At 38.7% G+C, this 19,361-nt stretch carries 20 protein-coding genes; 11 read left to right on the forward strand and 9 right to left on the reverse strand.

The annotated features are described in order from the left end of the window. Positions 1-154: 154 nt before the first annotated feature. Positions 155-424: a CD225/dispanin family protein gene (locus WA338_RS04975; RefSeq protein WP_009781831.1), complete on the forward strand. Its 270-nt coding sequence runs from the start codon at positions 155-157 to the stop codon at positions 422-424. After that, entirely contained in the window at positions 405-794 is a 390-nt protein-coding gene (locus WA338_RS04980; RefSeq protein ID WP_195891568.1) for a DUF2752 domain-containing protein, read from the forward strand. The genes WA338_RS04975 and WA338_RS04980 overlap by 20 nt, the downstream gene beginning before the upstream one ends. A gap of 68 nt (positions 795-862) precedes the next feature. Here WA338_RS04980 and WA338_RS04985 read toward each other — a convergent pair whose 3' ends face one another. Beyond that, entirely contained in the window at positions 863-1,195 is a 333-nt protein-coding gene (locus tag WA338_RS04985) for a single-stranded DNA-binding protein (protein ID WP_009781833.1), read from the reverse strand. A 320-nt stretch (positions 1,196-1,515) separates the two neighbouring features. On the opposite strand from WA338_RS04985, the gene WA338_RS04990 reads away from it, so the two are divergent. From WA338_RS04990 to WA338_RS05000, 3 genes are read left to right on the forward strand one after another with little or no spacing between them, the layout of a single operon-like run. Continuing rightward, the gene (locus tag WA338_RS04990) at positions 1,516-2,907 is read left to right on the forward strand and encodes an aminotransferase class V-fold PLP-dependent enzyme (RefSeq protein WP_009781834.1); all 1,392 of its coding nucleotides are present in this window, start codon (positions 1,516-1,518) and stop codon (positions 2,905-2,907) included. A 57-nt stretch (positions 2,908-2,964) separates the two neighbouring features. Further along, a complete protein-coding gene (locus WA338_RS04995) occupies positions 2,965-3,492 on the forward strand; it encodes a YfiT family bacillithiol transferase (RefSeq protein ID WP_009781835.1) in 528 nt (175 codons plus the stop codon). A 45-nt stretch (positions 3,493-3,537) separates the two neighbouring features. After that, positions 3,538-3,885, forward strand: coding sequence for a hypothetical protein (locus WA338_RS05000; protein WP_009781836.1), 348 nt, complete (start codon positions 3,538-3,540; stop codon positions 3,883-3,885). Here WA338_RS05000 and WA338_RS05005 read toward each other — a convergent pair whose 3' ends face one another. After that, a complete protein-coding gene (locus tag WA338_RS05005) occupies positions 3,886-4,347 on the reverse strand; it encodes a CBS domain-containing protein (protein ID WP_009781837.1) in 462 nt (153 codons plus the stop codon). A 138-nt stretch (positions 4,348-4,485) separates the two neighbouring features. Here WA338_RS05005 and WA338_RS05010 point away from each other — a divergent pair, with 138 nt between their 5' ends. Further along, positions 4,486-6,792 carry a M20/M25/M40 family metallo-hydrolase gene (locus WA338_RS05010; protein WP_272986143.1) on the forward strand — a complete coding sequence of 769 codons (2,307 nt, stop codon included), beginning with the start codon at positions 4,486-4,488 and terminating at the stop codon, positions 6,790-6,792. A 21-nt stretch (positions 6,793-6,813) separates the two neighbouring features. Next, the gene (locus WA338_RS05015; RefSeq protein WP_272986144.1) at positions 6,814-7,617 is read left to right on the forward strand and encodes an SDR family oxidoreductase; all 804 of its coding nucleotides are present in this window, start codon (positions 6,814-6,816) and stop codon (positions 7,615-7,617) included. Positions 7,618-7,702: 85 nt separating this feature from the next. On the opposite strand, the gene WA338_RS05020 is transcribed toward WA338_RS05015, so the two are convergent. Then, the gene (locus WA338_RS05020; protein WP_009781840.1) at positions 7,703-9,028 is read right to left on the reverse strand and encodes an aspartate kinase; all 1,326 of its coding nucleotides are present in this window, start codon (positions 9,026-9,028) and stop codon (positions 7,703-7,705) included. A 151-nt stretch (positions 9,029-9,179) separates the two neighbouring features. On the opposite strand from WA338_RS05020, the gene WA338_RS05025 reads away from it, so the two are divergent. After that, a complete protein-coding gene (locus tag WA338_RS05025) occupies positions 9,180-9,821 on the forward strand; it encodes a hypothetical protein (RefSeq protein ID WP_009781841.1) in 642 nt (213 codons plus the stop codon). A gap of 1 nt (position 9,822) precedes the next feature. Here the strand turns inward: WA338_RS05025 and WA338_RS05030 are convergent, their stop codons facing one another. The 4 genes from WA338_RS05030 to WA338_RS05045 all read right to left on the reverse strand — a co-directional run bounded on the left by WA338_RS05030 (position 9,823) and on the right by WA338_RS05045 (position 12,287). Continuing rightward, positions 9,823-10,323, reverse strand: coding sequence for a nuclear transport factor 2 family protein (locus tag WA338_RS05030; protein WP_009781842.1), 501 nt, complete (start codon positions 10,321-10,323; stop codon positions 9,823-9,825). Positions 10,324-10,334: 11 nt separating this feature from the next. Then, on the reverse strand, positions 10,335-10,934 hold the full coding sequence (locus WA338_RS05035; RefSeq protein ID WP_009781843.1) for a hypothetical protein: 600 nt from the start codon (positions 10,932-10,934) through the stop codon (positions 10,335-10,337). Between the two features lie 82 nt (positions 10,935-11,016). Then, positions 11,017-11,463: a hypothetical protein gene (locus WA338_RS05040; RefSeq protein WP_009781844.1), complete on the reverse strand. Its 447-nt coding sequence runs from the start codon at positions 11,461-11,463 to the stop codon at positions 11,017-11,019. 233 nt (positions 11,464-11,696) lie between these two features. Then, a complete protein-coding gene (locus tag WA338_RS05045) occupies positions 11,697-12,287 on the reverse strand; it encodes a hypothetical protein (protein WP_272986148.1) in 591 nt (196 codons plus the stop codon). Between the two features lie 201 nt (positions 12,288-12,488). On the opposite strand from WA338_RS05045, the gene WA338_RS05050 reads away from it, so the two are divergent. The 3 genes from WA338_RS05050 (at position 12,489) to WA338_RS05060 (ending at position 17,646) form a co-directional block, all read left to right on the forward strand. Further along, positions 12,489-12,770 (forward strand): TIGR03643 family protein, encoded by a 282-nt coding sequence (locus tag WA338_RS05050; RefSeq protein ID WP_009781846.1) that lies wholly within the window; start codon positions 12,489-12,491, stop codon positions 12,768-12,770. A 307-nt stretch (positions 12,771-13,077) separates the two neighbouring features. Then, positions 13,078-16,170, forward strand: a complete 3,093-nt coding sequence (locus WA338_RS05055) for a SusC/RagA family TonB-linked outer membrane protein (protein WP_050759339.1) — start codon at positions 13,078-13,080, stop codon at positions 16,168-16,170. A gap of 12 nt (positions 16,171-16,182) precedes the next feature. Next, positions 16,183-17,646, forward strand: coding sequence for a SusD/RagB family nutrient-binding outer membrane lipoprotein (locus tag WA338_RS05060; protein ID WP_009781848.1), 1,464 nt, complete (start codon positions 16,183-16,185; stop codon positions 17,644-17,646). 136 nt (positions 17,647-17,782) lie between these two features. Here WA338_RS05060 and WA338_RS05065 read toward each other — a convergent pair whose 3' ends face one another. Both WA338_RS05065 and WA338_RS05070 read right to left on the reverse strand, forming a co-directional pair. Then, entirely contained in the window at positions 17,783-18,319 is a 537-nt protein-coding gene (locus tag WA338_RS05065) for a YcxB family protein (RefSeq protein WP_009781849.1), read from the reverse strand. Positions 18,320-18,474: 155 nt separating this feature from the next. Then, positions 18,475-19,104: a hypothetical protein gene (locus WA338_RS05070; protein WP_009781850.1), complete on the reverse strand. Its 630-nt coding sequence runs from the start codon at positions 19,102-19,104 to the stop codon at positions 18,475-18,477. Between the last annotated feature and the right edge of the window lie 257 nt (positions 19,105-19,361).

The raw sequence follows: 19,361 nt of genomic DNA on the forward strand, positions 1-19,361 counted from the left end.
TTAGGGAAAGCCTCTGAATATTAAACCCATTGGCGATGCCAATAAATTTATTGCTAATAAATCTTTATAAGCCACCCTTATTTTAAAACGGGTGGCTTTTTATTTTTCTTAACTAATTTGTCTATTTTTAGAACTCATCTAATCACTATTTACTTTGGAAAATTTAAGCAACCCACAACCACCCAAAACCTGGCTCGTTGAATCTATTTTAGCAACTGTTTTATGCTGCTTACCTTTTGGAATCGCAGGAATCGTAAATGCCGCAAAAGTTGAATCCCGCTTTTATGCTGGTGATATTGAAGGCGCCAATCGCGCTTCGAGAGAAGCTAAAAAATGGACTATTGTAAGTGCAGTAGTAGCACTTGGATTGGGCTTTTTATATTTTATCTTAGTGCTTATTGGTGTTGCAAGCAGTCAGTTCTAAAAAGATTCTGTTTAGCGGATTAGCACTTTTAGTAGTCGCTTTACTTTATCTCTATAAAACGTATAATCCTCTTGAAGTAAGCTTTTTTCCTAAGTGTCCATTTCACGCTTTAACCGGATTACTATGTCCGGGGTGTGGTTCTCAAAGGGCTTTGCATCATGTATTAAATGGGAGCTTAAGTGCTGCTTTTAGAGAAAATGCATTATTGCTGATTGCCATCCCGTATATGGGTTTTGGTATGTATCTGGATTATCGTAAACCTTTACCACAAAAATTAGCTCGACATAGAAAAACCTTTTTCGGGCTTACTGCTATAAAGATCATCTTAGCCATTGTGATCTCCTTTTGGATCATTCGGAATTTGATATAAAAAATGCAGTGGCTTCATTCTTTATAGAAAAAGCCACTGCATTTTTTACTTTAGTCTGATAAGCAAACCTACTTCCCCAGCATCAACAATTCGTTGCAGACAATTTCGGTTAAATAGCGTTTTTCGCCTTGTTTGGTCTCATAGCTGCGCGAGGTAAGTTTTCCTTCAATAGCAACTTCTTTTCCTTTGGTTACATAGTTTTCTATAACCTCAGCCGTTTTTCCCCAGGCAACCACATTATGCCATTGGGTATCGGTCACGCGCTCGCCTTTATTGTTTTTATAGGTTTCATTGGTTGCAATACTGAATTTTGCCAGTTTCTTACCCGAATCAAGATTCACGATTTCAGGATCATTTCCTAGGTTTCCGATCAACTGTACTTTGTTTCTTAGCGTACTCATAATTTTAAATTTTTGGTTAAACAGTTAATGATTAATTACACTGCAAAGATGAAATGAGCACCAAATTATATTCGGTTAAGAAGTAGTTACTTTCGTTTATAAATGTTTGTAAGCGTTTGTAAACTTTTAAAGCCGTTGTTTTCTAAAAATTAAGAATCAATACCTTACTAGTAATTTCGACCTATTTCCCCTGCGAAAAGGGGAAATACCCTATTGACCTTCTCCGCTATTCACAAGAAATTGCAACAGCTCTAAACCAGAGGTTTTGTGCTTTGAACAGCCAAAATCATTTCAGTATATAAACCAACTAACAAAACATCATGTTTGCTACATTATTCAAATCCAGAACGACTCCATTTCAAAAAAACGCTTTGATTGATGATGATTTTTTTAATGAATTACGCAAACAAGAATACAGCCGTCTTGACGAGCAACAACATATTTATCTGGATTATACAGGTGGTAATCTTTATGCTTCCAGTCAAATCGATGCGCATCACACGATGTTGAAGCAGCATACTTTTGGCAATCCACATTCTACAAATCCTACCTCTATGCACGCTACCCATCTGGTAGAAGAGGCAAGACAGCGGATCTTAGCATATTTTAATGCTTTTGATAATTACTACTGTGTTATTACTCCAAATGCTTCTGGAGCGCTAAAGATCGTAGGCGAGTGCTATCCTTTTGAAAAAGATTCTGAATATGCGTTGTTTGCAGATAATCACAACTCAGTAAATGGAATTCGAGAATACTGCAAAACCAAAGGCGGCACACACCGATATATCCCAATGCAACTTGAAGATTTAAGAGTAGATTCTCAAGTATTGGCAGAAGTACTTGATACTCCTGACAAAGGTGTAAAACGGCTCTTTGCTTACCCGGCTCAATCTAATGTTTCAGGAGTACAACACGACTTAAATTGGGTTAAGTATGCTCAAGATAAAGGATGGGATGTATTGCTAGACGCTGCGGCTTATGTCCCGAGTTCGCCCTTAGATCTACAACAAATACAGCCAGATTTTGTGTCCATTTCGTTTTATAAAATTTTTGGTTATCCTACCGGCTTAGGTTGTCTTTTAGTCAAGAAATCAAAATTCAATAGGCTGTGTAAGCCTTGGTTTGCAGGCGGTACTGTAACACTGGCCAGCGTTAAATCGCCGCATCACTTTCTGGCTCGCAATCACGAACGTTTTGAAAACGGAACACTCAATTACCTTGATATCCCGGCCTTAAAAATTGGTTTAGATCATATTGAGCGCATTGGCATTGAGCGCATTCACGCGCGTATCAATGCCCTTACGCAATACCTTTTTGACCAACTAAAAACACTTAAACACCCTAATGGTTTGCCACAGCTTAAAATTTATGGACCTGCAACCCGAGAGCAAACCGGCGGAACACTTATAATGAACTTTTTTGATGCTCAAGGTCGCACCATTCCCTTTGAAGAAATAGAACAAAAAGCCAATGCTTGCAAGATTTCTTTACGTTCAGGATGTTTTTGCAATCCGGGTATCGACGAGATCAATAACGACCTCACTCCAGAGGAATTAAGCGATTTTTTCACCTCGAATCTTCAAGGTGGTTATCGTGAGATCATCAATGCATTACAAAAAATGCGCGGAGCTACGCGAATTTCGGTGGGCTTAGCTACTACCAAAGCTGATCTGGATTACTTCATCAATTTTGTAAAGAAACTCAGCAATTAATTTGACTGAACGCATTCTTAAAAGTGCTAAATTCAGGCAACGAATACTTGTGTGCTTATGTCTGAAATAGATCCTTTAAAATATCCTGTAGGGCTTTTCCTGAAACCGGAAGCCATCACTGCAGAACATCTGACGGCTTGGATCGCTACAATTGCTGAATTCCCACAAAAGATAGCAGCATTAACCGAAACTCTTACTGAAGAAACGTTGACTAAAACTTACAGGCCTGATGGCTGGACAATCAGGCAGCTAGTACATCATTGTGCCGACAGCCATATGAATGCATTTATTCGGTTTAAGTTGGCACTTACTGAAGAAGCGCCTAAGATCAAACCTTATTTTGAAGATCAATGGGCCGAATTGCCCGATACGCGATCTGCTGCCATCTCCTCCTCATTAAAATTAATTGAAGGCTTGCACGCACGCTGGACAACGCTCCTTCAATCTTTACATTCTGAAGATCTCAATCGAGAATACATACATCCGGAACACGGCAAACGCTTCAGTCTTGGGGAAACCATTGGGATGTATGCCTGGCACTGTGAGCATCATTTAGCACATATAGCGATAGCGCTTAAAAACTAGAAATTCAGTATCTTAGAAAAGTTTTGGTTTAGTTAATTAGAGCATATGCAAAAAACTTGTCCGGAGTGTGGAGATAAAATTATAGGCAGAGCAGATAAAAAATACTGTAGCGATGCCTGCCGCAATGCCGCTAACAACAAACTCAACAGCGACACTAAAAACCTAATACGCAATACTAACAATCATCTGCGTAAAAATTATCGCATTTTAGAAACACTCAATCCCGAAGATAAAACCAAAACCACGCGCGACAAGCTCGCTTCATTAGGCTTCGATTTTAACCTGTTCACGAGTATTTACACTACAAAAGCCGGTACCGTTTATTACTTTGTTTACGATCAGGGCTATTTGCCATTGGAAGGTGATTATTATGCTTTGGTAAAACGCAACTGATTACTTCCAGGTATTTCCTCGAAGTTTCAAGGCGGCTTTAATCACATCCATCTGACTGATCTGTCCTACCAATTTTCCGTTTTCGACAATGGGGAAACGTCTGTGTTTACGCTCAATAAAAAATCGGGCTGCATCAAAAACATTCATATTCCCGTCAATGGTTTCCACGTCGATTGCCATATTTTGGCCTACAGTAGCATTATCCATTGGTAAATTGTGATATCTACTGTCTGAAATATGCTTGATACAATCTCCCTCTGAGATCACGCCAAGCAATTCGTAGTTCTCATTAACCACCGGCGCTCCGGAAATACGATGCTTGATCAGCTTTTGCATCACATCCATAACCGATTGATCTGGGGTAAACGTGATCAGTTTGGTCGTCATATAATCAGACACTTTGATATTGACTTCTTCGGCAACGACTTTTGATCGTTTACCCATAAAACTCTTGATTCCCATACGCTTATATTTTAGACTCTTTAAATTAGAAAAATTATTTGAATAAACGAAAACGTTTGCATTAAGTAATATTCATCTTTAAGTCGCCTTGTACAAAACCAAGTTTCCCACTACCTTTAGCTTAACTATACCGCACCTATGAAAACAACCTACGCTGCCGTCCTTTCCTTTTTAATGCTTTTAGGGCTTGTTTACTTTAGCTTCTATACTCACAAACCGCAACAGGTTTCTGATCTTGATACTCCAGAAACCGAATTTTCTACAGCCCGAGCCTTTCAACTTTTAGATTCGATCGCTCAAAAGCCTCATGCGGTAGGAATGCCGGCGCATCAAGAAGTACAAGACTTTATAGTTGCCAAGCTAGAAGACTACGGCCTTGAAATAGAACTTCAAAGCGATTTTGCCTATAAAGCAGGTTGGGGCGCGCTGAGCAGAGCCGAAAATATCATTACCCGAATTCCCGGTACGGGTGAAGGTCAGACCTTACTGGTCATGTCGCATTACGACAGCGCACCACATTCTGCCTCAAAAGGTGCCAGTGATGCCGGAAGCGGTGTGGCTACCATTTTAGAAGGTATTCGCGCATTTTTAGCCAAAGGCGAAAAACAAAAAAATGATATCATTATCCTTTTTACCGATGCGGAAGAATTAGGGCTCAACGGCGCCTCTGTCTTTGTAAATAAACATCCCTGGGCAAAAGAGGTTGATATGGCATTAAATTTTGAAGCGCGCGGAAGCGGTGGATCTAGCAATATGATCGTAGAAACCAATGGCGGTAATGGCGAATTGATCAAAGCCTTTGCTGAAGCTAATCCGTCACATCCCTTTGCAAATTCGTTAATGTATAGCATTTATAAACTGCTACCCAACGATACCGACAGCACCGTACTGCGCGAAAATGGAGATATTGACGGTTTCTTTTTCGCCTTCATCGGTGATCATTTTGACTATCATACAGCAAATGATGTTCCCTCTCGATTAGATCCTGAATCGTTAGAGCATCAAGGCAGCTACCTTACTGCATTACTGGAGCATTTCAGCAACGCTGATCTCGATTTAAAGGCAGACCAGGATTATATCTACTTGAACGTGCCCATAATCAAAATGCTGTATTATCCATTCAGCTGGATTTTTCCTATGCTTATTTTAGGCTGGATTCTGTTTTTTGTGGTGCTTATTTATGGCTTGCGCAAAATGTCTTTTAAATTTATTGAGGTTTTCCGCGGGTTTCTACCATTGCTCATTTCGCTTGTTCTTGCTTATGTTATCAGTTTAGGCTGGAAGCTAATTTTAACTCTTGACCCGAAACAAGCCGACATTTTACAGGGTTTCCCATACAACGGCTATGAACTTCTTGCCGGTTTTGTTGCTCTTACCCTCGCCCTCGTATTTTTTATATACAAATTATTTTATCGGCCTGATAGTGCAGCGGCGCTTAGTTTTGCACCCCTATTTTTCTGGTTAATGATTGCAACCGGAGTTGCCTTTTATCTTCCGGGGGCTTCGTTTTATATTATTCCGGTTTATTTTGGGCTGCTTTCAGTTTATTTACTTATAAAATATTCTAAACCGCAATTCTTTATTCTAACACTGCTTTGCGCTCCGGCTCTTTTTATTATCACGCAATACATCAAAGAATTTCCGGTTGGGCTTGGTTTAAAAATGCTGGCTGGAGCAACCCTCTTGACGGTGTTGCTTTTTGGCCTGTTGCTTCCGGTAATTGGGTCTTATAAGATTAACGGTAAACTAGCCGGCCTCTTTGCTTTAGTAAGTATCGGTGCCTTTATTGCCGCCTATGGCAAAGCCGATTTTACCGAAAAACGTCCTTTTCCTACGAGTCTTAACTATGTTTATGATGTAGAACAAGAACAGGCCTTTTACGCGACATACAATACCCAACTCGATCCCTGGCTACGTGAGATCCTTGTTGAAAATGCAACTGATGATACCCCTTTAGAGGTCAATCCACCTTCTGGTAAATACGGTAGTCAGTACAATTTTATCACCGCAGCGCCTAAAAATTTTGTCGCTCCGTCACAAGTCTATACCGAAAAAGATACGGTGATCAACGGCGAGCGTCGTCTTGATTTTGTGATCTTTCCGCAGCGTAACGTAGGCGATATGATCTTGATGTGTCCGCAGGGCACGCTTTTTAACCGACTCAGTTTTAACGGACAGGAAGTGCTTCCGCGAAGCGGAGAGACGCATCCGCTAGAAAACCGCAATAGTGATTATTTACTAAATTATCGCCTGGCAGACCGCGAACCTCTGGAAGTTCATTTAAGCATTGCTGAAGACGCAGCTCTAAGCTTTACACTCTTTGATTATAGTTACGATCTTTTAGAAAACAGCAGCTTTGACCTACCTTCGCGTCCCAAGAACAGTATGCCGATGCCTTTTGTAAATACAGATGCGCTAGTGACCAAACAGCACATTCAGTTTTAAAGCTTCGGAAAAATTTGAGCTATGAGCACGATTGCAATCGCAGGATTAGGTTGGTTAGGTTTACCGCTGGCCGCACAATTACAAGAATTAGGACATCAGGTTAAAGGTTCGGTCACTTCAAAGAATAAACAGGCTGAGTTGCGTAACCACGGCTTAGAGGTTTATCAAGTAGAAATTGCCGAAGATGAAATACGCGGAGAAATACAATCCTTTCTCGCTGATGCTGAAATCCTCATCATCTTGATTCCGCCGGGACTACGCCGCAATACCGGCCATAACCACGCCTTGCGTATGGCACAACTGCTGGATGCTACCGAAAAGGCTTCGGTTAAAAAAGTGATTTTAATAAGCAGCACTGGTGTTTATGATGACGCTCAAGGCGCTGTTACCGAAAAAGATATTCCGCAGCCTCAAGACAACAAAGGCAAACAATTACTAGAAGTCGAGCAGATTTTCTTTAAATCACCTGCATTAGAAACTACCGTGATCCGATTTGGCGGACTCTTTGGCGGAAGCCGAAATCCTGTAAAATACCTTGCCGGTCGCACCGGTTTATCTAACGGAAAGGCGCCGGTAAATTTGATTCACAGACAGGATTGTATGGGGATCATTCTAGGAGTGATCTATAAAAATGCCTTTGGGCATATCATAAATGCGGTGCATCCTGAACATCCCAAAAAATCAGAGTATTATACTAAACAAGCGCAAGCATTAGGACTAGAACCGCCACAATATGATACCGAAGAAACTGATGAAACCTATAAAAAAGTAGATTCGGTTACTTTAAAACCTGTATTGGGCTACACGTTTCAGAAAAGTTTATAACTAAAAAAACCCGGCAAGCACACACCGGGTTTTCCATGTTTCCTTCTGGTTGGTCAGAAGAAGGCTAACACTAACTAACAAAAGTCTAAGCTATTGCTCCCTCTAGTTGGAACAATTGCGCGTTTAAATATTGTAATGTGTTAATTTTTTCGCGAGTTGGAACAAGAAGCGAAATGTTATTGTTACTACCTCCGTAAGCGATCATACGCACGGGAATAGAATTTAAAATACCGAAGGCTTTGTAGGACTCGTGATCTGCAATAAGGTTCTCTCCTACGATACAAATAATGCTGTGATCTTCTTCTACAGTAACTTCTGCAATAACAGAAAGTTCTGTGATGATCGCTTTTAAATTACGCGTGTCATCAATAGTTAATGAGATAGCTACCTCAGAAGTGGTGATCATATCAATAGAAGTCTCGTGACGATCAAAAACCTCAAAAATAGTTCTCAAGAAACCGTGTGCCCCAAGCATTCGGTTTGATTTTATTTTTATAGCGGTAATACCATCTTTTGCTGAGATCGCTTTCAAACCGCGGTTGTGATACTCGTTAGAGATTTTGGTTCCCGCTGCCGATGGCTCAAACGTATTTTTTAACCATACCGGAATGTCACGATCTATAACCGGCGCTACCGTTTGTGGGTGCAAAATTTTTGCTCCAAAATAAGCAAGCTCTGCCGCCTCATTATAGGTCAAATGCTCAATTGGCTGTGTTTCCTGCACATAACGCGGATCGTTATTATGCAATCCGTCAATATCTGTCCAGATTTGAACGCCTGCGGCATCTACAGCAGCCGCGATAATGGTTGCGCTAAAATCACTTCCTCCACGCTTTAAGGTTGCCAAGGCTCCGCGCTCATCGCGACAAACAAAACCTTGAGTGATGTAAAGGTCAGAAGGGTTTTCTGCTAATTGCGGCGCTAAAGCTTCAGCAACTGCTTCAATGTTGGGATTCTCAACAGAACCTACATTCATAAACGTACTTGCGTTAAGCAACACATTGCTTACATTTTCCTGATCTAAAAATCTTGAAAACATCCAGGTAAGCATGGTCTCGCCATAAGTAACAAGTTCTGCATAAGTGGTCAACGTACGACCGCCGGTTGCAATTTCTTGTAAAGCAGCTACAAACGTCTCAATTTGAGCTTTTGTTTCTGGTTGATTTTCTGCGGTAAACAGATCCTCGATGGCTTCAAAGTGTTTGGCCTGAAGCTGCTCTAGCACATTGGTGATTTGTGCTAAATCTTTATCTATACTTGCCTGATTTAGGCTTACTAATAAATTGGTAACACCAGACATTGCAGATAACACCACAATTTTTGGCTTTTCGGTAACCGAAAGTATTTCTACTACCTTTCTAATGTTTTGAGCGCTTCCTACAGAAGTTCCTCCAAATTTTAAAACATTCATCTTCGTCAAATTATATCCGTTAGGGGTAACTTTAAATAATAACCTGCTCGTGTTTAGCAGCTTATTGGTGCATAGTTAAGTCGAAAAAAACACCTCAGAAAAAAATTCAACAATTTTATATAAATTTGTACAAATTGTTAAATATATAACATTGAAAACAATAACCTCTGTCGTAGAACAACTTATAAAGCATCAACCCTATACCGAAGATGCCTTGATGCGCAAGATCATTAATTACAGTGCCCTTGCTGAAGATTTTAAACCCCGCATTGAGAAAGAATTAGGCAAACAGGTAAATGTGGGCTCTATCGTAATGGCTTTACGCCGCTATTACCCACAGAAACGTGTAGACGATCGTTTGATGCGCGATCTGGGCGATATTGTAGTACGTAGTGGGATTACCGACTTTACATTTCTCAACTCCAATACGATTTTAGAGAGTCAGTCTAAGCTTTTAGAAGAAACCAAGACGATTCCTAAAGCATATTTAACCTACTCCAGTACATTTCACGAGAGTAATATTTTGGTCTCTAATGATCTTACCAATCTTGTAGAACGCTGTTTTAAAGAGGAAACCTGTGTGATGGTCAAGCACGATCTTTCTTCGCTTTCTATCGCGCTTCCTGCAAATAACTCTAAAACTGTTGGACTTTACTTCTACATCTTTAAGCTGCTCGCGTATGAAGGGATTCCTATTTTTGAAGCCATTTCGACTTCAAATTATTTCACACTTTTTCTTGAAAAGGAATATGTAAATCAGGCTTTTGCTCTGGTCAACGAAATAAAGAATTAAGCTAATTTGCTCTTAGGGTTTTGATAAGCTGCTCATCGTGAACATTCTTGATTTGCAAAAGTGCTTCTACGTTTTCGTTAGGCACTGTGATCGAAAGCACGTAGTGTTGAATTTTCCAGGTTTTACCGTCTAGGCGTAAGACTCCAGAACTGCGACAAATACCCATTTGGGTATCTAGCAATTCGTCAAACCAAGCTATTTTAGACTTTTTGGGGTGATAGATCGTACGTTCAAGCGTACTGAAACTCCACGCTTTTCCACGGTCAAAATGAGGTTTTGCATAGGCTTTAAACGCTTCTAATTGCCAATTTTCATCTGCATCTGTACCAATAAAAACCGCATCATCGGTCATAAGTTCAAAATACGCATCAAAATTGGCATCTGCCGCAGCTTTGTGCCAAGCTTCAAGCTGCTGATTGATCGCCATTTCTGTCTTGTCTCTATCTTGAGCCGCTAAGCTTAGCGTGCTCAATACGCAAAAAACGATTAGCAATTTTTTCATTATTCTATTCTTTAATTAACAGGAACGCGATTTGCGCGCAGCAAACTATCCCGACGGGTTTGTGTAGAATCCCGCACGGCAGAAAGTGAATCTGCTTCAATTTCATATTCTTCTAGCAACTCATCTATAGACTTCTGAAATTTTAAATTGATCTGAAGTTTTAAATTCTGAAAGGCATTGTAAAATTCTGTAGCTTCTTTATTTACCGCAGCGGTATCCACCTCAATTTTTGAAGCCTCCTGAATCACGGTATTCACTTTACTGAAAAGTACCGTAAGCCTTGAATGCATTGCGTTGTTAGCAATACTGTCTCTTACCTTAGTTTGTACCAAAGACATATTGCTGATCCATTCTTCACCATTGGCACGTAAATAACTAATGTTTACCGTATCTAAAGCATTTATTTGAGCTTCAAGCTCAGGAAAGTTCTCCCAGCCTTTAATAGCTTGTTGAGCAACGGGAGTAAGTGTGACTTCTGCTTTGCGTGTAGGTTGAAAATGTATTTTCAAGGTATCTGTTGCCAGACGCGGGTCTACCGCCTTAACCTTTTTTTCCTGACAGGCCGATAAGCCTAAAACCGAAACTATAAATAGTACTAGAAAACGCTTCATAAGATCCAAATGTACACAAAGGTACGCACAAAAAAAGCTCCGTTGTGCGGAGCTTTATCTAATTATTCTTCTTTTTCAATTCTTATAATGTGCGATTGAGTTCTTTATTTAAGGTATCAAAAGCTTTTACGATCGTCTCTATATGATTTTGAACCACACGTTCACGAAGCTCATTCCTATTGACTTCGGTATAAAAAGCATTAATTCTTGAATCTACCTTATCAACCTTACTTTTAATTGCCGGGGTTTCTACGGCTTCGGGAATTTGTAAGATCATTGCATTGCAATTTGATGCAAGCTTATCCATAAACTCAATAGCGTTGAGCGCGTTTGTATTTTCGATCATAGCGATATTCTGCTTCAACGCCCAATAGCCGTCCCAATCTTTTACCACTTCTCTTACCTGTGGCTCCAATGCTTCAACATCTGCTTCAATAGTATAATTGCGCAAAGCCATATCTTGAGTCTTCTCTTTACACGAAATGCAAAGCAGTAAACAAACCATTATTTGAAGTAGGTAAAATTTCATCACTTGGGGTTTAACTCTGCAAAGTTATGACAATCAATCAGCTGAATATTTACGCGGTCTTATAAAGTATTGCTAAAAAATAATCGCAATCCGGTTTTCTTATTAAAATCCTTAACGTTTAACTTGTTTAAACTAGGAATATTACGAATTGTTGAATTCTATTCTAAAAAGAAAAGCGACCTGAAATTGGTCGCTTTTAGTGCTTAAGTCGGAAGAATTATCGTTAATTATTTTTATTGATTATCATCTAATAAGGTTGAACCCTTCTTTGTCATCGTTTCTTTCAATTCTTCATTGAGATCTTGATAGGCTTCTACAAGTTCTTCAACTTGATTTCCTATTTTAGACTCATCAACTCCGGGTTGCTCAGTTACCCGTCTTAGATCTGCAACTTCTTCTCTAATATCTTTGATATCCTCCATAACTTCTTCGGTTAATAAACGTTCAGGGATTGTATTTTCTAAAGAAGTGCTTTCTTCTTCGAGTTGCGTAATATAATCTGTGATCTCTTCTTCAGGAACTTCTTTTAATTCTAATTTACTCAGCGATCCGGAAAAGGTTCTATATGCTACCCAATTGTCAAAATCCATTTTTAGCTCTTCATCGGCCTCTACACCTTCCCAATCGATCTCGTAGTTTTCTGGCATAACCGGTTTAGCAGGAGTTAGAGCAGCATCAGCATATCTGGCCTTTTCAGCAGCGGTACTATCTACCGTTTTAACTTTTTGTTGCTCTTCTACCTGAGCTTCTTTTGATTCTTCATTTTTACAGTTTGCAAAAGTTGCCAGCACTGCCGCACCGATTACTAAATTTATCGTTTTCATAAGGTTATATCTTTTTTGATTCTTCAAATTTAGCAGTCAATCTCATCGGTTTTTTATACGCTGCGATAAATTTTACTTAAACTTCTCGTTCTATTTTAACTACAAATGCTTGTTTTGTTAAACTCTATCAGCAGAACGTTAATATTATTTGAAACTCTAGCCCACTTGCTGAAAATGCTTATCTTTTAAATTAAAAAGAAAATGAGCACCGAGAATTTAACGGATAGAGAACTAGACCGTATCATCGAGATGGCTTGGGAAGACCGTACCACTTTTGATGCAATTGAATTTCAATTTGGTTTGAAAGAACAAGAAGTTATTGAATTGATGCGTAGAGAAATGAAACCTTCTAGTTTTAGAATGTGGCGTGCCCGTGTACAAGGACGTGCTACCAAGCACGCAGCTAAGCGATCTTTTGAAAAAGGCAGCTTTAAAAGCAGTAGACAAAAGCACATTACTCATAATAAAATTAGCAAAAGGTAAAGCAAACTTCAGCACATCACCTAAAACACTATTAATTCTTAAGGATATTGTCATTTTTTAAGAGCAAATATTCAGTAAAAAGAATTTTAAGATAACGATATCGTAAAATATCCTCTTAAAAACCGCCCCTAATAAACACTATCGTATAACAATAGGTTAACATTTGCATAACAGAGGTGATTTAGTACCCCTACTTTCGAAAGCGTTCAATTTTTGCGTTGAACGTGGTAAAACGCTAAAACGTTTTGCTTTCGAAAATTCTATTAACTAAATCACTAACATGAGGATCAAAATTAAAGGTCTTCTAATGCTATTTTTTGCATTAGTTGTACAGTTAGCAATTGCACAAACCAACACCATTTCAGGAACCGTTTTTGACGATACGGGCACTCCGCTTCCAGGAGCTTCTGTGGTTATCAAGGGAACTTCAACGGGAACTTCAACCGATTTCGACGGTAAATTTTCATTAGAAGCTTCAACCGGAGATGTCATCGTTGTAAGCTTTATGGGGTTCAATAATGAAGAGATCACCATAACCGAAGAGTCTACCTATATTGTTAATCTTACTTCAGGAGAAAGCCTTGACGAAGTCGTGGTTACCGCGATGGGGATCAAGCGTGAAAAGAAAAGTTTAGGATACTCACAACAATCTGTTGAAGGTGAAGCGGTAGTACAGGCAAAAGACACTGATATTAACAGCGCTTTAGCCGGTAAAATTGCTGGGGTTCAACTTATAGGCGCTCCCAGTTCTAGTTTTGACAATGCACTTATACGTTTACGTGGTGAAACCGGAGTATTGTATGTTGTTGATGGGGTAAAAATTTACTCTTCATCAGACATCAATATGGAAGATGTTGCAGACATTTCGGTATTGAAAGGGGTCGCAGGAACCGCGCTTTATGGTACAGAAGCCAGAAACGGTGCGATAATCATCACAACCAAATCTGCTAAAAGCGGTGAAGCACGTATCACCATTGATGAAGCAGTTTCTATGTCGTCTTTGTATTTACTTCCTGAATATCAAAACGAATATGGTGGTGGATACGATCAAAACTTCCTAACCTACGAAGGGCAACTACACCCTAACTTCTCTGCCGATGAATCTTGGGGACCTGCACTAGACGGAACACTTGTTAGACATTGGGACAGTTTTATTCCTAATTCAGACACTTTTGGAGAATTAAGACCTTGGTCTCCAAACCCTGATAACATTAGAGATTTCTATGAGACTGCCACTACCAACAACTTGACATTCTCTCTTTTAAAAGGTGGTGAAGATTATAACATTAAAACCACTATTAACAATATTAAAACGGCGCTAATTGTTCCTAATACCAATAGAGAGCAAACTACAGTTTCGTTTAAAGGTTCTTATAATGTTACCGATAAATTGAAGTTCAATGGTAATTTCAACTATCAATACAGACTTACCGAAAACTTTCCCGGTCAAGGATACGGTGGTTTAGGTTCTAACTTTAACCAATGGTGGCAACGCCAGTTAGACATGGATCGTTTACAGAATTACAGCCAAAACGGTCAGATCTATTCTTGGAATATGAAATCTGCTTCAGATCCTGAGCCACTTTACTGGAACTCTCCCTATTTTGAGAGATACGAAAACGGAAATGAACAAACCAAAAATGCTGTTTACGGTAGCATTGGTTTAGAATATGAGTATGACGAGCATTTAAGCGGTTTATTAGACATACGCCGTACGTTTACTACGTATGAGTACAACAGCAGAACAGCTTGGTACGGTTTGAGTCAGCCTGGCTATTCTGAAGAAACTTCTACAAATGAGTTTAACGAACTATACACTCAGGTTAATTATGAGAATACCTTTGGTGCTTTTGACGTAGTGGCCAATGTAGGTGCTCAATGGAACCAAAGAAACTACTCGTATATCAATGCCGGTACTACAGGAGGTTTACAAATACCTGATTATTACAGCATAAGAACTTCTGTAGGAAACATCAACTACAACAGAGATCACGTACGTGTGAAGAATTACTCCATGTTTGCAACAGGTTCTGTGGGCTATGAGAACTTCTTATATCTTGATGGTTCTTATAGAAAAGAATGGAGCTCAACTGCAGATTTAAACGATAACAGCGTTGACACGTATGGTTTATCTGGAAGTTTTATATTCTCAAAATTTATTGACAGCGACGTATTGAGTTTTGGTAAATTAAGAGCAGGTATCGCACAGGCTCCTTCTTTCCCAGGAAACTATGCGCTTAACAACACCTATTCTATTCAAAACTCATATCAAGACAGGTTGAGTATTTCTACGCCTAACACGCTTGCAAACCTTCAGCTTAAAGGAGGGATTAGAGAAGAAACAGAATTTGGTACAGAGCTTAAATTCTTTGGAAGTAGACTGGGTGTAGACTTCACGTATTTCCATAGAACAGACAGTGAGCTTCCTTCTGCATTAACCATTAACGGAGCTTCAGGATATACCGCAACCACAGGTAATGAGTCTATTAACAAGACTAATGGTTGGGAATTAGGTATCACAGGAACTCCTTTTGCTAATGACGACTTTAGATGGGATGTTGCTTTCAACATTGCCAGATACCGCAAGAAAGTTGAAAAAATCAATGATCTAACAGACCGTACCTTATTGGCAAGTGTTTGGAATGGTTACTTATATGCTGTTGAAGGTGAAGATTGGGGTGACATCTATGGTTATAAATGGCAGCGAGATGATGCGGGTAATATTCTTCTTGACGAGAATGGTACGCCACAATACACCAATAGCATTGAGAAAATCGCCAACATTCAGCCAGATTTCACAGGTGGACTTAACAATATGCTTACCTATAAAAATTTCAATTTGAATTTCTCTATGGATTTTCAAAAAGGAGGAAATTTCTACTCGGTTACAAAAATGTTTAATGCCAGCTCAGGTAACGGAGCGCAAACTGTTGGGACCAACGACTTGGGTAACCCAATTAGAGACCTTGTTGTAAATGGCGATGGTAACACTGTTACTTCAACAAATGTCAACAATGCATTGCCTTCTTCTGGTGGTATTCGCGTAAGCGGTGCTGATGCTGCTACAGGTCAAGAAGTAGCTTATTATGTACAACCACGTACGTATTTCAACAACCTTTATGGTGTAGTAGAAGAATGGTTATACGATGCATCATACATCAAACTAAGACAGATTTCTCTTGGATATAACTTCCCAAAACCTTTGATGGAAAAGCTTCCTTTTGAAAGTCTTAAACTAAGCGTTTATGCAAACAACCTTTGGTTAATCTACTCTGATGTAGACGGTATCGATCCTTCTGAAGTTGAAGATTATTACTCAAGCGGCAATGCGAGATGGGTTGAAGCAGGACAAAGTCCTAGTCAAAGAACCATAGGTATGGACATAAAATTAAGTTTCTAAAAAATTAAAATTATGAAGAAAAGCATACTAAAAATAACACTTTTGGCAACCCTGTTGCTAGAATTCAGCGCTTGTGATACGGTTGATTTTGGAGATACTAACGTAGATCCCGATGCAACGACACAAGTGATAAGCAGTGGATTGTTAACCTACGCAGAAGCTCAAGTGGGTTCTGCGGTAACTGCAGATATTGGTAACCATTATGTACAATACCTTTCTGCAATTACCTATACCGAAGCTTCAAGATACGGTACGCGTAACTGGGACATAGACTATTTGTACTATTCACCACTTATTAACCTGCAAACCATCATTGACGTTAATACTAATGAAGAGACAGCACTTGCACAAGCTGCCTATGGTTTTAACGACAATCAAATCGCTGTAGCTAAACTTTTAAAAGCATACTTTTTTCAGTTTGCTACAGACCGCTGGGGGATGATTCCATATTCTGAAGCCTTATTAGGTTTAGAGAATACTACTCCGGCTTTTGACTCTCAGGAAGCAATTTATCTTTCGCTTTTTGAAGAGATTGATGATGCCCTTGTTTTGATCAATGAGAACGAAACAGGGCCTACAGGAGACCAGATGTTTGACGGTGATATGACGCGTTGGGCACAATTTGGAAACACCTTAAAACTGGTAATGGCGCTACGTTTATCTAACGTTTATCCAGAACCAAATGGTGTTGCTGCAACGCGCTTTAATGAAGCGATGAGTGGAGCGATAACTTCTGTAGATGAAAACTTACTTTATCCCTTTATCGCAGATCAATCTTACGACAACCCTTGGGAAGATCGCTTTGAAACTCGTGAAGATTATGCAGTAAGTGCTCCTTTGATCAATAGATTACTTGAAGATAATGATCCTAGAATTGATGTGTATGCAGAATATACACGATCGTCTGTAAATGCCGGCACCCCAGAATATGTGGGAATGCCTTATGGGTTAACAACTTCTAGTTATGCTGCAAGTGATGTTTCATTCATCACAAGTGACATTATTTACAATCAGGCAGCGCCGGGAGCAATTTACACCTATGCACAAGTATTGTTCTCTTATGCCGAAGCTGTAGAACTTGGTTGGATCAGTGGTTCAGCAAGTGAGTATTATGAGCAGGCTATTGAAGCCTCATTTGACCAATGGGGAGCTGCAGACGCAGCTACTTATATCGAAAGTGTGCCTTTAAGCACTGATGCTGAAGTTGCAATGCAACAAATTGCTGAAGAAAAATGGAAAGCACTTTTTCTACAAGGTTATGAAGCCTGGGCAGAATTTAGAAGATTGGGTTACCCACAACTTACGCCTCCGGCAGAACCTTTAAACGGTGACGGGATCCCCGTACGTCAAGGGTATGATCTAGACTGGTCTCAATCTAATGAAGCCAACTACGATGCTGCGGTAAGCGCACAAGGTCCAGATAATTTAGACACAAACTTATGGTGGGACGCACCACACCCTATAACTAACCAGTAATTATCTAGTTATTTTGTTTTGGTCAAGGGAATGCAAGTAAAATTGCATTCCCTTTTTTTGTTGTTAGCCTTTTTATGGTTTTGTTGTTTGAAAAGTCAGAAACATTGAATTACAGCCAGTGTTGCCAATAGTACTTTCATTTCCATTTCCAATTCAGGTCATCAACGTATTCCGCTCCTAATTCAGTTATTCGCTTTTTAAATTCAGAATGATTTTCAATTGCGTGTTTTGGGACAATCAGAGACAAGTCAGTTTGTAACTTAATAAAGAAATGGTCTTTAGTTTCTATCAGTTCTTTTAGTTCAGTTCCTTTTATTCTGCTTTCGGATGTGAAATCTTTGGCATTCAAAGAATTTTCATCAAAGTCAATTTCAACAAGTTTGTTTATTCGATTTTTATAATTTTCTTCAACATGCTTTCTAAAATGGTTCTTATATCTCCATTTAGAATATAACGGATAGAATAGGAACCATAAAATTCCAAATACAGCGAACCCAATTCCAATTCCTAATTTTCCGCTCTGATTTGCGAAAAAAAATCCGAGTACCAAATAAAGTATCGGAATAATTATTCGAGAACGAAATCGCCTTTTTTTATGTAATTCAGATTTTGAAGATGTATAGAGTTGATGCTCTAAGAAATCCAAATTTGTAAGTTGATAGTTTATGTTCATTTTGTTAACGGTCTTGTATAACAATCAGTTGCCGATTGGTTAGAAATTAAGATCGTAAAAATTACAGACTTTTATGCTTGCGCGGTTGTGTCCGCAGGACACAAAGCCGCAATTGTTGTTATACGGTGTTATGTGTCGTTTTATTTCTGTTTGTATCATAATTTTTTCATATTTGAATTTATTCTTGATGAATGAAATCCTTCTGGGTCAATTCTATCAAGCTCCTTAAATAAAATTTTTATTGAGTTTAAAAATTTTAACATATCAAATTCTTTATACAATGGTTTTGGGTCATATTTTTCAGGGTTTATATTTTTGAAAAATTCCGATGAATTTTTAGTTTTATTATGAATAATTTTATTTCTCCATTTTATTAAATTTTTTATTTCTCCCCAAAAATGTAAACTTTTATCAACTTCTTTTCCAGTTATTAATCTTGGAATAAGAATTATTTTACTTGCTAAATCAAGTTTTTCAATATGTTTTTCTGTGTATTGTTGACCAAGTGCAATAGCAGATAATTCAAAAAAATATGATTCTAAAAATGCACCAAGAAAAACAACAACTTTTATTGATTCTTTTATAAGAGAATATTCTAGAATGTCAATTTTTTCATTTTCATTGTAAATTGTGAATCCATTGTTTTCAAATTTCCCTTTACTTTTTAATAGCTCGTTTTCTTTATTTAGTGCCTCAAATTTTAAAAATGAGTCTATGGATATTTCCAAAAGAGTATTATTGTGAAAATGTCCAATTCTAGCAAACATTCTAAAATCATCATTCATTAGTTAAAGGTTTGGTTAAATGACACACAGCTTCTATTAACTGGAATACCAATTTACAGAAAAGCATTTAAATCCATAATAGACGCTCTAAATGATTGGACGCTCAAATACAGCATCTTCTGATAATTTAAAGCACAAAAAAGCCTGCTGAATATCAGCAGGCTTATCTCGTTAAAAGTATGTCCCGTCCTGAAATAAGTTGACACAAATTCGACTTATTTATGAAAGACTCAGAAGGAGCTGAGAAGAAACGCACT

Origin of the sequence: Leeuwenhoekiella sp. CH_XMU1409-2, assembly GCF_037029365.1 — a bacterium.
In the GTDB taxonomy this organism is placed as follows: domain Bacteria; phylum Bacteroidota; class Bacteroidia; order Flavobacteriales; family Flavobacteriaceae; genus Leeuwenhoekiella; species Leeuwenhoekiella blandensis.